Origin of the sequence: Thioclava sp. GXIMD2076 (assembly GCF_037949795.1) — a bacterium.
GTDB classification, from domain to species: Bacteria; Pseudomonadota; Alphaproteobacteria; order Rhodobacterales; family Rhodobacteraceae; genus Thioclava; species Thioclava kandeliae.
In genome coordinates this window covers 1-14,321 of record NZ_CP149934.1, presented here as the reverse complement: position 1 = coordinate 14,321, position 14,321 = coordinate 1, and the positions used below count along the sequence as shown (strand labels likewise).

The 14,321-nt window shown below is 61.4% G+C and carries 8 protein-coding genes, 1 tRNA gene, 1 rRNA gene, 2 pseudogenes and 1 other annotated feature; of the genes and pseudogenes, 1 reads left to right on the top strand and 11 read right to left on the bottom strand.

Going from position 1 to position 14,321, the window contains the following annotated elements; translation table 11 throughout:
* Positions 1 to 4: 4 nt before the first annotated feature.
* The 9 genes and pseudogenes from WDB91_RS17140 to WDB91_RS17100 all read right to left on the bottom strand — a co-directional run bounded on the left by WDB91_RS17140 (position 5) and on the right by WDB91_RS17100 (position 12,186).
* A complete protein-coding gene (locus WDB91_RS17140) occupies positions 5 to 1,654 on the bottom strand; it encodes an ABC transporter ATP-binding protein (protein ID WP_339115363.1) in 1,650 nt (549 codons plus the stop codon).
* Positions 1,655 to 1,657: 3 nt separating this feature from the next.
* Positions 1,658 to 2,491, bottom strand: coding sequence for an ABC transporter permease (locus tag WDB91_RS17135; protein WP_339115362.1), 834 nt, complete (start codon positions 2,489 to 2,491; stop codon positions 1,658 to 1,660).
* Between the two features lie 20 nt (positions 2,492 to 2,511).
* Complete coding sequence (locus WDB91_RS17130; protein WP_339115361.1) at positions 2,512 to 3,525, bottom strand: ABC transporter permease; 1,014 nt, start codon at positions 3,523 to 3,525, stop codon at positions 2,512 to 2,514.
* Between the two features lie 4 nt (positions 3,526 to 3,529).
* Positions 3,530 to 5,086: an ABC transporter substrate-binding protein gene (locus WDB91_RS17125; RefSeq protein ID WP_339115360.1), complete on the bottom strand. Its 1,557-nt coding sequence runs from the start codon at positions 5,084 to 5,086 to the stop codon at positions 3,530 to 3,532.
* Between the two features lie 70 nt (positions 5,087 to 5,156).
* Complete coding sequence (locus WDB91_RS17120; protein ID WP_339115359.1) at positions 5,157 to 6,488, bottom strand: LLM class flavin-dependent oxidoreductase; 1,332 nt, start codon at positions 6,486 to 6,488, stop codon at positions 5,157 to 5,159.
* A 358-nt stretch (positions 6,489 to 6,846) separates the two neighbouring features.
* Positions 6,847 to 8,343, bottom strand: a complete 1,497-nt coding sequence (locus tag WDB91_RS17115) for a multicopper oxidase domain-containing protein (protein ID WP_339115358.1) — start codon at positions 8,341 to 8,343, stop codon at positions 6,847 to 6,849.
* A 44-nt stretch (positions 8,344 to 8,387) separates the two neighbouring features.
* Positions 8,388 to 8,711, bottom strand: coding sequence for a hypothetical protein (locus WDB91_RS17110; protein ID WP_339115357.1), 324 nt, complete (start codon positions 8,709 to 8,711; stop codon positions 8,388 to 8,390).
* A 50-nt stretch (positions 8,712 to 8,761) separates the two neighbouring features.
* Positions 8,762 to 11,197: a heavy metal translocating P-type ATPase gene (locus WDB91_RS17105; RefSeq protein ID WP_339115356.1), complete on the bottom strand. Its 2,436-nt coding sequence runs from the start codon at positions 11,195 to 11,197 to the stop codon at positions 8,762 to 8,764.
* Positions 11,198 to 11,522: 325 nt separating this feature from the next.
* Positions 11,523 to 12,186 (bottom strand): annotated as a pseudogene (locus WDB91_RS17100) (ATP-binding protein).
* A 19-nt stretch (positions 12,187 to 12,205) separates the two neighbouring features.
* Here WDB91_RS17100 and lpxK point away from each other — a divergent pair.
* Positions 12,206 to 12,928, top strand: a pseudogene (gene lpxK / locus WDB91_RS17095) (tetraacyldisaccharide 4'-kinase); the annotation flags it as partial.
* Positions 12,929 to 12,999: 71 nt separating this feature from the next.
* On the opposite strand, the gene WDB91_RS17090 reads toward lpxK, so the two are convergent.
* Together WDB91_RS17090 and rrf are read right to left on the bottom strand one after the other, a co-directional pair.
* Positions 13,000 to 13,076 (bottom strand) — tRNA-Met (locus WDB91_RS17090).
* A gap of 58 nt (positions 13,077 to 13,134) precedes the next feature.
* A 5S ribosomal RNA gene (gene rrf / locus WDB91_RS17085) occupies positions 13,135 to 13,249 on the bottom strand.
* 78 nt (positions 13,250 to 13,327) lie between these two features.
* Positions 13,328 to 14,321: a sequence feature (23S ribosomal RNA rRNA prediction is too short), on the bottom strand.

Here is a 14,321-nt window from a genome sequence, read left to right as displayed (position 1 = left end):
CGCCTCAGGCGACCTTCGGGCCGTAGCCCGCACGCCCGAAATCGCGCCCGCCAAGGCTATGATCGAGCGTCTTCAGCAGCGTCTGCGTATAGGCGTGGCGAGGGTTGGCGAAAATCTCCTCGGTCGGCCCGATCTCCAGCAGCTCGCCATGATAGAGCACCGCGATGCGGTCGCACATATAGCGCGCCACCTCCAGATCATGGGTGATGAAGACCATCGAGAGACCCTGCTCGCGCTGGATCTCGCGGAAGAGGTCCAGAACCCCCGCCCGCACCGAGACATCGAGCTTCGACACGGCCTCGTCGGCGACGATCAGCGAGGGCTGCAGGCAGACCGCACGCGCGATTGCCACACGCTGCAGCTGCCCGCCCGACAGTTCGTGCGGATAGCGCCCGGCATGCTCGGGCGTAAGCCGCACGCGCTCCAGAAGTGCGCGCACCTGTGCTGCAAGCTGCGCCTTGTCGCGCAGGCCGGTGAGCCGCAGCGCCTCGCCGAGCGACTGGCCCATCGTCTTGCGCGGATTGAACGAGCCACCCGGATCCTGGAATACCATCTGCAATTCGCGCCGGATCTTGCGCAGGCCCGTCTCGCCCATGCGGGTGATGTCGCGGCCCTTATAGGTGATCTTGCCGGTGGGATCATAAAGCCGCAGCAGACAGCGCCCGAGCGTGGTCTTGCCCGAACCGGATTCTCCCACAAGGCCGATCACCTCGCCCTTGCGGATTTCGAGCGAGATATCCTTCAACGCCTTGAAGGCCGCGCGGGGGCCCACCGGCGGGAAGGTGAGCGAAAGGTTCTCGACCTCGAAAAGCGGCTCCTTGACAATGCTCGGCGCAGCCGTTGCAGGGCGCGAGAGCGCGCGGGCCGTATCGATCAGGAGTTTCGTGTATTCATGTTGCGGCGCCTCGAAGAGCTGTGTGGCAGGGGCCACCTCGAGCACCTCGCCCGCGCGCATCACCGCAATCCGGTCACATAGCGAGGCCGCGACCGCCATATCATGGGTGACAAAGATCATCGCCGCATCAAGACGTTGCTGCAGCGCGCGGAAAAGCGTGAGGATCTGGTGCTCGACCACCTTGTCGAGATTGGTCGTAGGCTCGTCCGCCACGATCAGATCGGGCTCGAGCGCCAGCACCAGCGCGATCAACGCCCGCTGCAACATGCCGCCCGACAACTGGTGGGGATAGAGGTCGATACTTTCCTCGGCGCGGCGGATACCCACCTCCTGCATCAGCGCGATCGCCCGCGCGCGTGGCGCCGTCTCGCTGCGGGCCTTCATCCCGCGACGTTCGACACGGGCAAAGATCTGCTCGAAATGCCAGCCGATACGCTTGACGGGGTTGAACGAGCCCACGGGATCCTGAAAGATCATCGCCATGCGCACACCGCGCAGCCCGTCAAACTCGGCCTCGCTCAGCGCGGGAAGCGCCGCGCCATCAAAGCGTAGCTCGTCCTGGGTCACATGCGCATTTCCGGGCAGAAGCCGCAGCAAAGCCATGCCGGTCATGGTCTTGCCAGAGCCGGACTCGCCAATTATCCCCAAGATCTCGCCACGGTAAAGATCGAGATCGACCCCGTGCAGCACCTCTTTGCGCGAGGCCCCCTTGCCGAATGCGACCTTCAGATTGCGGATCGTTACCAGAGGTTGCTTCATGGCTCAGGCCCTTTCGCGCAGTTTGGGGTCGGTCAGATCACGCAGCCCATCGCCCAGAAGATTAATCCCCAGAAGCGCGATCGAGATGGCCACGCCGCTCATCGTCAGCACCCAAGGCGCACGGGAAAAATATTCGCGCCCATCGGCCATGATGCCACCAAGGCTCGGCGTAGGCGGCTGCACGCCGAGACCAATGAAGCTCAGCCCCGCCTCGAGGATGATGGCAAAGGCCACCCCCACCGACGCCTGCACGAGGATCGGCGCGAGGATATTGGGCAGGATATCGGAGACCATGATCGCCAGCGGATGCCGCCCCATCAGGCGGGCGGCCTGCACGAAGGGTTCCTCGCGGATCAGGCCGGTATTGTTGCGGGTGATACGGGCAAAGATCGGCAGATAGACGAGCGCGATCGCGGCCACGAGATTGGCGGTGGAAAAGCCGAAAAGCACCATCAGGAGCATCGCCAGAATAAAGCTGGGGAAGGCAAAGAGCAGATCCATGAGACGCATCAGCACGCTATCGACCCACCCTCCCCAATAGCCCGACATGATCCCGATGGCCGAGCCCAGAGCCGCTGCCAGCAGGATCGAGCCCGCAGAGATTACCAGCGAGACCTGCGCCCCCTGCAGCACGCGTGACAGGACATCGCGCCCGAAACTGTCGGTGCCGAACGGATGCGCGAGGCTCGGCGGGGCCAGCATCGCCATGAAATCCATATCTTCGGGACCATAGCCGATAACATGCGGCCCGATCACCACCACAGCGACCATCACGACCACGATGAGAAAGCCCACAAGCCCCGTCGGATGGTGTAGAAGACGTTTGAACGATGACATAGGATACCCCTTATCCGGCCTTATTTGACCGTCTGGCGCGGATCGAGCGCCGCACAGAGGCAATCGACCGCCAGATTGACCGCCAGCACGATGACCAGAAACACCACCGTGCAGGCCTGCAGCACGGCATAATCACGCGCGAAAGCGCCATCGACCATCAGCGAGCCGATGCCCGGAATGCCGAAGATCCGCTCGACCACGACGACCCCGCCAAGGATGTAGCGGATCTGCAGCCCGACCACCGTGAGATAGGGCACGAGCGAGTTGCGCAGCACATAGTGAAGGAAGATGAAGCTCCTTCGCAAGCCGAAGGACGTGGCCGCCGTCACATGTGCCCGCGAGATCGTCTCGATCAACACGGCCCGCAAGGTGCGGGCAAAGACCGCAGCCATCGGGGCTGCAATGGCCAGCGCCGGCAGAAAGGCGGCATGGAACGCGCCCGTGAGGCTCTCGGAGGGCGCGACATAGCCGAAGGCCGGAAACAACCCGAGCCCCAGCGACAGCCCGAAGATCAGCACATAGCTCATCCAGAAATCGGGCATCGAGATGCCGAAAACCGCGATCGAGGTGGCGATGGTGTCGGTGGCCCTGCCACGGCGCAGCGCCGCCGCTGTGCCCAGCACGAGCGAGATCACTACCGCCAGCACCAGCGCAAGCGTCCCCACGAAGATCGTGGCAGGCAGCTTCTGCGCGATAAGCCCCGCCACCGGCAGCCCCCGTGCGACCGCCAGAGACTGGCCGAAATCGCCGGTGACGAACCCGCCGAGCCAGCCGAGATACTGCATCCAGACCGGTTGATCGAGGCCGTATTCGGCACGGAAGGCCGCGATGGCATCCGGCGTCGCATTCTCGCCCAATGCGGCCAGAGCAGGATCGCCCGGCGCCGCCTGCATGGTCAGGAACACCACCAGAGTGCCCGCCAGCAGCACCACGAGCCCACCCAGTATCCGCTTTGCCAGATAGGCGGCAAGCGGCCCCCATCTTTCGGCGAAGGACAGTCCGGGCGGCGCCTCGGCCCCGATCAGATCCGACATGGGATCAGGCCTCCTTCATCTTGTAGAACTGGTCGCCGTAATTCGAATAGGCTTTCTGGTCGAAGCCCTCGATGCCGGGACGCAGCAAGTTCGAGATATTGGAGAAGAAACACGGGATCAGCGCCACCTCGTCCATCGCGATATCCTCGGCCTGCTTGTAGAATTCGGGACGTTTGGCGGGGTCGGTCTCGGCTGCGCCCTTGGCCGCCAGTTCATCGACCTGCGCATTGGAATAGCCCTGGAAATTGCGCCAGCCGGTGCTGGTCAGCAAACCGCCCACATATTCATCGGGGTCGACCATTCCGAGCCAGCCCCAGACACCGGCCACGAAATCTCCCGATTTCTGGCGCGCATAGGCGGCATTGGCATCGGTGACCTCGACGGTCAGCTTGGTGCCCAGCACCTGATTGACCTGCGCCACGAAGATCTCGGCAAAACGCTTCCACCAGCCGCCACCCCATGTGATCACCGGCACCTCCATCTCGTCGGGCTTGTATTTGGACTTGGCAAGCTCGGCTTTGGCGGCCTCGGGATTATAGGTCATGTATTTGCGGGTGGTGCCGGATTGATACTCGGCCAGCTGCGGCGGGATGATCCCGTCCGCGGCCACGCCCTCGCCAAAGAGCACAGCCTGCACGATCGCCTCGCGCTGGAAGGCCATCGAGATGGCGCGGCGGAAATGGATATCGTCGAAGGGCGCCTTGGTGAGGTTGATCGAGATGAAGCGCGTGTTGAGCCCCGGCTGGCGCAGGAGCGTGACGCTGTCATCCTTCATGAGTTGCGCCACATCGGCGGCGGGAACGGTCGAGGTCATATCGATCTGCCCGCCCTTGAGTGCGGTCACACCCGAGGCTTCCTCGGCAATCAGCGGCACCTCGATCTTGGCAAAGGACGGCGCGCCCTCGAAATACTCGGGATGGGCCTCGAGCGTCAGCCCCTCGCCCGCATTCCATTCCTTGACCTTATAAGCACCGGTCCCAACGGGCGCGCGCGAGAAGGCATCGGCGCCCATCTCCTCGAAGGCTTTCTTGTTGATGATCTGCGTACCAGTCCGGCTATTGGACAGGAAGGTCAGCAGCGGCGCATAGGGCGCTTTGGTATGGATACGCACAGTGAGGGGATCGGGCGTCTCGATCTTGCTGACCTCGGAGAGCTTGGAGGCATTGGGCGAGGCCAGATCGGGCGACATCACCCGCTCGAAGGAGAATTTCACATCTTCCGAGCTGAGCACCTCGCCATTGTGGAATTTGACGCCGGGGCGCAGCTTGAACTCGAACCCACCGGTCTCGATCGGGCTATAGCTCTCGGCCAGATCGGGCACGAGCTTCATATCGGCGTCGAATTTCATCAACCCGTTGAAGGTGCTCCACATCACATAATATTCGGGGATCAAGGTCGCCTGCGCCGGATCGAGCGTATTGATCACGCTATAGCCGGTGATCGCGGCGCGCAGGCTGGTGGATTGCGCCATCGCGGCACGGGTTGACAGGCCAAGCCCGCCCAGCAGGCTGGCCGCGCCCATGCTTTGCAAAACAAGACGTCTGGAAATCGAGGAGGTCATTGCAGTCTTTCCCTGTTGCTGCCCGCGTTGATGCGGATCGTTTGACGAAGACGGAATTAGAGAGAGGCGCTTACGCCTCGGCCAGCGTCCTGGCTGCGCCGAAAACGGGGCGCTTGCGGCCCAGCGTCTCGCGCAGCGTCGTGCCCGGATAGTCGGTGCGGAACAACCCGCGGCTGCGCAGCTCGGGCAGGATGAAGCGCGAGAGATCCTCCATCCCCTGCGGCAGGAGCGGCGGACAGATATTGAACCCGTCACAGGCCCCCGTCTCGAACCACAGCTGCATGTCATCGACGATGCTCTCGGGCGTGCCGATCATGTAGCGCCCCGTAAAGCCCGCCGCGACAGTCTCGTAGAGCTGGCGGATGGTCAGATCCTCGTCCTTGGCCTTTTGCAAGAGGCCCTTGGCAATCGAGATATTGCTATGCGGCAAATCCTGCGGCACCGGACCATCCAACGGATAACCCGACAGATCGCCTACGAAATTATAGAGGATATTGAGCCCCGCCAGCGGGTCGATGAGCGCCTGCAGTTCGTCGAATTTCGCCTGCGCCTCGGCCTGCGTCGCCCCCACATAGAGCGTGATCCCCGGCATGATGAGCGGCGGCTCCTCGCGGCCCAGCTCTGCCGCACGCGATTTCAGATCGGCATAGAAGTCCCGCGCCTCCTCGACCGTCTGCGCGACGGTATAGACGATATCGGCATGGCGCGCGGCAATGTCCCGCCCCTGCGCCGAGGCCCCCGCCTGCACGATCACCGGATGCCCTTGCGGGGTGGGTGCCGAATTCAACGGCCCGCGCACCTTGAAAAAAGCGCCTTCGTGATCGAGGACATGCACCTTCTCGGGGTCGTAAAACTCGCCTGTTTCCTTGTTGCGGACAAACGCGTCCTCCTCCCAGGAGGCCCAGAGCCCCTTGGTCACATCGACGAATTCCGCAGCGCGCGCGTAGCGTTCCTCACGCGGGAGATTGGCGGTCTTGTTGAAATTCTGTGCCTCCTGATCGGACCATGAAGTCACCACATTCCAGCCCGCACGACCGCCCGAGATATGGTCGATCGAGGCGAATTTACGCGCGATATGATAGGGTTCGTTATAGGTGGTGGAGGCGGTCGCCACGAGGCCGATATGGCGCGTCGCCCCGGCGATCGCGGCCAGCAGCGTGAGCGGTTCCAGCTCGGCATTGCGCATGTCATGCGACATCGCGCCTTCGGGCCGGTCGACCCCACGCACCGCCAGACCATCGGCGAAAAAGATCATATCCAGCTTCTCGGCCTCGGCGGCCTGCGCAATCGCACGGTAACTGGAGAAATCGAGATTACATCCCGGCCGGTACTCCGGATGGCGCCAGGCTGCCACATGATAACCGTGATACCGCATCGAAAGCCCGAGGCTCATCTGTTTCATCGCGAGACACCCATCCAGTTTTTGTATACTGAAATTAAGACTCGCCTTTAGCTACGGATCACGCACAAATCCGGACTTCCGAATGTTTTTAGCTCATGCTTTTATATATGCCGATTATTTATACTATTTTCTACCATTATGTCCTAATTGACACGCAGAGACTCCATACCTACCAAAACATTCCGGCCTAACGAGATCCTAAACCTTTCTTACTGGTATACTGAAAATACGTGCTCTGGCGTTCATGCGTCAGACGAAACTGGCGCAGGAGAGGTCTCCTGCGCCAGTGGGGCAACCGGAATTGCCCATGGGGAAGCGTCGTAAGGACCTTATCGTGAGGAAGCCTAGACCGACCCCGTCAGGCGCTTGCCGCGACCTGCAACTCGGTCATCATCCCTGTCGCGAGATGGCCCATATGGTGGCAATGCAGCATCCAGCGCGCGGCCTCGCCCGCATCGAAGGCGATGGTGACCATATTCATCGGCGGCACCACGACCGTATCGCGTCTGGCGCCCGCAAAACGGCGGCCATTGATCGCCACGACCTGGAACACATGGCCATGCAGATGCATCGGATGCGCCATCATCGACATGTTGTGGAAGGTCATCTCGACCCGCTCGCCATGGATCACCGGGATCGGCTCGTGATCGGCCCAGACCTGACCGTTGATCGTCCAGCGATAGGGGTCCATGCTGCCGCTCAGCATGACATCGTGATGACGACTGACCTCGCGCACGGGAAGGCTCTGCACTGCCCGCAGCCGGTATTCCAGATCAAGATCCTGCGTCGCGGCCGGTGTCTCGACTTGCGCATCGCCGGACAGTTTTGCGACCGTAGCCCCTGCGCTGGCCAGAACGAGCCCCGTCTGTTTCATGCTGCCCTCACGCTTGGCAAGAGCCGGATAAGCCCCGCTTTGCGCAGGTAGATCGAGCACGATATCCATCCGCTGCGCCGGAGAGATCGGGAAACGGCTGCCTGTCACGGGCTGGAGCTGCTCGCCATCCACCGCGACCAACGCCCCCTCGAGCGCGCCAAGATCGAGCCAGTAGGCGGTCATCGAGGAACCGTTGATGACACGGAGACGGACGCGCCCGCCCCTCTCCACCGTCACAACCTCCGGATCGTCGAGTGTGCGGTCATTGGCGAGATAGGCGTCGAACTCGAAATCGTTCAGATCCATCGCCATACCGGACATATGGTTCATCTTCGCTCCGCTGGAGTGGTCCATTGTCATGCCGGACATATCCATGCCCGCCATATTCCCATGCGACATGGGCGCGGAGCCCATCTGGTGTCCCGCCATCTGATGACCCTCCATGTGACCACCGGCCAGCGTGTCGAGCACCTCCTCCGGCGCGAGGAAGCTGAAATCATGCAGGAACATCACGACCTCCTGCCGGTCCTCGGCCAGCTCATCCGAACTATGGACGATAAGCGGGGCCGCCAGCAGGCCCAACTCGTGCTGGGGCAAATGCGAATGCATCCAGAACGTGCCCGCGCGGGGCGTGAAATCATAGGCGAGGGTCTCGCCCACCTTCAGCATCGGGTTGGTATTGGGCGCGCCATCCTGCGCATTGGGCGGGATTTGCCCGTGCCAGTGGATGATCGTCTCGACATCGAGATCGTTGGTCAGATCGACGTGGAAGCGCTCGCCGGGCGCGAGGCTCAGCCCTTGGCTGCCCTGTGCATTCACAAGGCCCATGACACTGGCCGCGCGTCCGTTCACCTCTAGGACGCGGGTGGTCGCCTTGAGGCCCTGCGCTGTGCTTTGCGCCTTCACACGGGCAGGAAGAAACAGGCCAGCAGATGTGGCAACACTTGCGGCCAGAAAGCCGCGACGGGTCAGTGTGGTCATTGGAAATCTCCGTAAAACCGTTGGGGAAGAGGTTTTGGCGAAGATCAGGAACGTGGGGGACGAAGGGGCGGCGCCACGTTCCGGGAGGCCAGATCAAGCCGGAAGCCCGACATGTTCATCTCGCGGGCAAGCGGGCGGAACGCGAGCGGTGCGCTCTCGTCCTGTGCGGCCTGCGACAGAAGGCAATCCATCATACAGGACGCGCTATGGGTGTGGCTGTCGTGGTGGTGGCCATGCTGCGCCGTTACGGTGCAGCAGCGATCGGCAGGCTGAATCATGGATGCAAAGCTGGCCCCCGGCCCGAAGACGGACCAGAGCACGAGCGTCATCACCAGAACGGGACGCAGAAAGCGGAGCATCGTTCCCATGCCCGCAACATATCCTCTGCCCCATCCGGCGTCAGGTCACATTCCCGAGATCAGAGTTTCTGCCCCCGCAACCGCAGCGCATTGCCGATCACCGAGACCGAGGACAGGCTCATGGCCAGTGCCGCGATGACCGGCGACAGAAGCACCCCGAAGACCGGATAAAGGATCCCCGCCGCAATCGGCACGCCAGCCGTGTTATAGGCAAAAGCAAAGAAGAGGTTCTGGCGGATGTTGCGCATCACCGCCTGCGCCAGCCTGCGCGCCTTGACGATGCCGCGTAGATCGCCCTTCACCAGCGTCAGCCCCGCACTTTCCACGGCGACATCGGCCCCCGTGCCCATCGCGATGCCGACATCGGCAGCCGCCAGCGCGGGTGCGTCATTGACCCCGTCGCCCGCCATGGCAACAGAAGCACCTCCCTTGCGCAGCTCCTCCACCAGCTTGGCCTTACCCTCGGGCGAGACACCGGCGCGGATCTCGTCAATCCCCAGCTTGCGGGCCACCGCCGCCGCGGTGCGCGCGCTATCGCCGGTCGCCATCACGATGCGCAGCCCCGCCTCATGTAGCGCGCGGATCGCCTCGGGGGTTGTGTCCTTGATGCGGTCGGCCACCGCAATCACGCCGATGATCCGGTCTGCTTGGGCCAGCATCATTGCCGTCTTGCCTTCGTCCTGGAGCGCCTCGATCCGGTCTGTCACCTTCTCCGGATCGGCGCCACAATCGCGCATGAGGGCAGCATTGCCAAAGGCTACCTGATGGCCGTCAATCCGCGCTTTCACGCCCTTACCGGTGATCGCCTCGAACCCTTCTGCCTCGAGCCTCGGCGCGTCTTTCGCCTCTGCCAGAATGGCTTCTGCCAACGGATGTTCCGATCCCCGCTCAAGAGCTGCCACCAGCGACAGGATGTGCTCCTCCTCGCCTTCCAGCACGACCACATCGGTCAGGGTCGGGCGGCCTTCGGTCAGGGTGCCGGTCTTGTCGACCACCAGCACATCTACCTTGGCAAAGCGTTCGAGCGCCTCTGCATCGCGCACCAGCACCCCTTCGGACGCCCCGCGACCCGTGCCCACCATCACCGACATCGGTGTGGCCAGCCCCAGCGCACAGGGACAGGCGATGATCAGCACAGAAACGGCGGCCACCACCGCATAGCCAAGCGCCGGAGACGGGCCGAAGACCATCCACGCAATGAAGGCCAGCAGCGCACAGGCCACCACCGCCGGCACGAAAATGAGCGCCACACGGTCGGCCAGCCCCTGAATGGGCGCGCGCGACCGCTGTGCCTGCCCCACCATCGACACGATGCGCGAAAGTGTCGTTTCGGCCCCTACCGATTGCGCCTCCATCACAAAGCTGCCGGTTTTATTGAGTGTGCCGCCGGTCACCGTATCGCCTTCAGCCTTTTCCACCGGAACGGGCTCGCCCGTCAGCATGCTCTCGTCGATGGTCGAACCGCCTTCGATGATGGCCCCATCCACCGGCACCGTCTCGCCCGGGCGCACCCGTAGCCGGTCCCCGGCCTGCACCCGATCAAGCGGCACGTCCTCCTCGCCCGCGTCATTCACCCGCCGCGCGGTTTTGGGCGCGAGATCCATCAGCGCGCGGATCGCATCGCCCGTCTTCTCGCGGGCGGTCAGCTCCATGATCTGGCCCAGAAGCACCAGCACCAGAATGACGGCCGCCGCCTCGAAATAGACCGGCGGCTGGCCGTGCATATCCCGCAGCGCCTCGGGAAAAATGTCGGGGGCCAGCAGCGAGACCAGCGAGAACCCGTAGGCCGCCGCCGTCCCCAGCGCGATCAGCGTCCACATATTGGGCGAGCGGTTGGTGACAGATTTCCAGCCCCGCACAAAGAACGGACGACACAGCCACAGAACCTGCGTCGCCAAGGCGAATTGCAGCCACAGGAAGGGCCGCGCCCCGATCCAGTCCTCGAACGGCACCCCGATATGTGCTCCCATCTCGAGGATGAACACCGCCGCCGCCAGCGGCCCCGCGATCCACAGCCGCTTGCGGAAATCGACAAGCTCGGGGTTCGGTCCCTGATCGGCAGAAGGTGTCATGGGTTCCAGCGCCATCCCGCATTTCGGGCAATCTCCCGGCTGGTCCTCGACAATCTCGGGATGCATAGGACAGGTATATTGCGTGCCCTCGGGCATTGCCTTCGGCGCGGGTCGATCGCCCAGATAGGCCTCGGGATCCGCCTTGAATTTTCTCTCGCAGTTTTCGGAGCAAAAATAGAATTTCTCGCCCTCCAGCTTGTGGAAATGCGCCGCCGTCCCGCGATTGACCGTCATACCACAGACCGGATCCTTGGCCTCGATATAGTCTTCGGGCGCGGCCACGAATTTGTCGTGACAGCCCTGAGAGCAGAAATGGTAGCTATGGCCATCATGCGTGGCACGGGGCTTTCCGGCATGCGGATCGACCGTCATGCCGCAGACCGGATCGCGGGTAACAGTAGAGGAATGGGCGTGGTCTTTCATGATCGCGGGTCCTTTTGGCTGGTCCGCCTCTCCAGATAGGGCCTCCACTCACTGGAGGGTCAAGCATGAAGGACGAAAAGATCGGCTTCAGACCCAACGTGCCGGTCCCCGCCCTGTTCCAAACACCTTGCTGCGCTATCGTGATCCGCTGCAGATGGAGGGACAGAATGACCATCGGCGAGGTGTCCAAAGCCACCGGATTGCTTGTAAGGCCGTCAAACGGCACCGAATATTGACCCTCAATCGACGTCTTACCTTGACGCTTCCGGCTCTGCGGCAAGTAGCGCAACGCGGCGTAACCATCACACAGCGCAGCTGCGTCGGGTCAGCGTGCCTCTAGTTCTGCGCGAGCCTTGAAGAGGCAACTCTCGTTGCTGATTTCGCCCATGTCACAATGATGCCTGAGGCGATCGGGGAAAGCTGTCATCCTCTTGAGATCGCAGAAGACCGAACCACTCTTCGAAGTCGAGATCGGTCATTAAGATCCTCGAAGGCCGCTCGTAAAGGCGGCTGGTAAGGTCGGACGAGCGCTGTATAACGGCTTACGCGAGCGGCAGATAACCCAGTTCATGCAGGATCAGAAAGACAAAGCGGCAGAGCAGATCAGCGGTGTGGCATTGGCGGTCAGCAGGGCCTCGGCAACCAATTTTTAACGAGTGCGACCACATTGAAAAACCGGCCGCGTTTAGAGCGCCTGATACAGGATCGCATGATGCCGAAGGCACCGTGTGGCTCGCCAATTCCGGTGCCGCTGATCGAGGCGTCACCGGGGGCGAGGGCCCGTACCAGAAACGCATTTACTGGCTTTCCCTCGAAGGTGAGCTCATCGACCTCTTTGGCCAAGGAGAGCTCCGCGATGGTTATCTGGTACTTGTTTGATCGCGCCAGCTTTTCGATCATCTCCGCATTCAGAAACTCATCACGATCTTCTGAAGCACGTGCTATCGCTTCGCTGCCGTGGTGATCAGTTCATCATATGCTGCCTTCATTCCGTACAGCTTCAGCCGGTTGATTGGTCCTGTGCGGGTTGATGCGCGTGTGCATGATGCCTCGGCTGTCGGGGATGAGCCCCTTTTGTTGTCGTCCTTCGCGCCTGTCTGGGTGTCGAAGGACCGTGCGGCGGGCGGTGTTGCGGCCTGTGCTGCGGGGGCGGATGTGATTGTGCTTGATGACGGTCACCAGAACCCTGCGCTTGTGAAGGATCTGAGCATTGTGGTTGTGGATGCGGGTCGAGGTTTTGGGAACGGGCTTTGCCTTCCAGCGGGTCCGTTGCGGGAGCCTGTATCTGCGGGTCTTTCGCGGGCTGATCTTGTTGTTTCGATCGGGGAGGCTGCGGCGCAAGAGCGTTTTGCGTCGCGCTGGGGCGCTTATCTTCCCTGCCCTCATTTTACTGGCCACCTGGCCCCGTTGCCGACGGGTATGGACTGGCGTGGATTGCGGTGTTTGGCGTTTGCGGGGATTGGTTATCCAGAGAAGTTTTTCGATACGCTACGAGGCTTGGGTGCGTCGGTTGTTCGGACGGAGTCACTTGGTGACCACCAGCCTTTCACGGCTGCGCTGTTGTCGCGTCTTTTGCATGATGCGCAGGCGGATGGTTTACAGCTTGTGACGACGGAGAAGGACGCTGCGCGTTTGCCTTCATCCTTGCGTGGTGAGGTGCTGACATTGCCTGTGCGTCTGGAGATTTTGCAGGCGGAGGCTCTTGATGCCCGTCTTCATTCGCTCTTCTGAGCGGATTTTCCGGTCTATTTTTGCTGTGTCAAGAATGCGCGAAGCCGCCTCTGATGAGACGGCTTTTTATTTGGTTGCGGGAGTAGGATTTGAACCTACGACCTTCAGGTTATGAGCCTGACGAGCTACCGGGCTGCTCCATCCCGCGTAAGGATGTGTCTGATTGGGGGGGTATCGTTATAGAGATGATTGACGCTCTTTATTAGGTTTGGCGGTGACCTACTCTCCCACGTCTTGAGACGCAGTACCATTGGCGTGTTGGCCCTTAACGGCCGGGTTCGGAATGGGACCGGGTGTATAGCCAGCGCTATGACCACCAAACCGAATAAAGAGCGTCCAAGTCAAGTTGTGTTCGTATGCATGATTTTGATCTGTAGGAGTGTCTGTCTACTACTGGATCAAATCAAGCCAATCGGGCAATTAGTACTGGTCAACTGAATGCATTACTGCACTTACATCTCCAGCCTATCGACGTGGTGGTCTTCCACGGCCCTCAAGGGATACCTAGTTTTGAAGGGGGCTTCCCGCTTAGATGCTTTCAGCGGTTATCCTGTCCGGACATAGCTACCCAGCACTACCGTTGGCACGATAACTGGTCCACCAGTGGTCCGTTCACCCCGGTCCTCTCGTACTAGGGGCAACTCTTCTCAAGTATCCTACACCCACGGCAGATAGGGACCGAACTGTCTCACGACGTTCTAAACCCAGCTCACGTACCTCTTTAAACGGCGAACAGCCGTACCCTTGGGACCTGCTCCAGCCCCAGGATGAGATGAGCCGACATCGAGGTGCCAAACGGTGCCGTCGATATGGACTCTTGGGCACCATCAGCCTGTTATCCCCAGAGTACCTTTTATCCGTTGAGCGATGGCCCTCCCACTTGGGACCACCGGATCACTATGGCCGACTTTCGTCTCTGCTCGACTTGTCAGTCTCGCAGTCAGGCAGGCTTTTGCCATTGCACTCAACGACCGATTTCCGACCGGTCTGAGCCCACCTTCGCGCGCCTCCGTTACTCTTTGGGAGGCGACCGCCCCAGTCAAACTACCCGCCACACAGGGTCCCGGATCCGGATAACGGACCGCGGTTAGACATCAAGAGTGCGAAGGGTGGTATCTCAAGGATGCCTCCACCGGAACTAGCGTTCCGGCTTCAAAGGCTACCACCTATCCTGCACATCACAATCCTGATGCCAGTGTGAAGCTGTAGTAAAGGTTCATGGGGTCTTTCCGTCTAACCGCGGGTAGTGTGCATCTTGACACACAGTTCAATTTCGCTGAGTCCACGTTTGAGACAGCGGGGAGATCGTTACGCCATTCGTGCAGGTCGGAACTTACCCGACAAGGAATTTCGCTACCTTAGGACCGTTATAGTTACGGCCGCCGTTTACCGG

Coding starts and splice junctions, on each gene's coding strand:
- WDB91_RS17140 (WP_339115363.1), bottom strand. CDS start 1,654: ATGAAGCAACCTCTGGTAACGATCCGCAATCTGAAGGTCGCATTCGGC.
- WDB91_RS17135 (WP_339115362.1), bottom strand. CDS start 2,491: ATGTCATCGTTCAAACGTCTTCTACACCATCCGACGGGGCTTGTGGGC.
- WDB91_RS17130 (WP_339115361.1), bottom strand. CDS start 3,525: ATGTCGGATCTGATCGGGGCCGAGGCGCCGCCCGGACTGTCCTTCGCC.
- WDB91_RS17125 (WP_339115360.1), bottom strand. CDS start 5,086: ATGACCTCCTCGATTTCCAGACGTCTTGTTTTGCAAAGCATGGGCGCG.
- WDB91_RS17120 (WP_339115359.1), bottom strand. CDS start 6,488: ATGAAACAGATGAGCCTCGGGCTTTCGATGCGGTATCACGGTTATCAT.
- WDB91_RS17115 (WP_339115358.1), bottom strand. CDS start 8,343: ATGACCACACTGACCCGTCGCGGCTTTCTGGCCGCAAGTGTTGCCACA.
- WDB91_RS17110 (WP_339115357.1), bottom strand. CDS start 8,711: ATGGGAACGATGCTCCGCTTTCTGCGTCCCGTTCTGGTGATGACGCTC.
- WDB91_RS17105 (WP_339115356.1), bottom strand. CDS start 11,197: ATGAAAGACCACGCCCATTCCTCTACTGTTACCCGCGATCCGGTCTGC.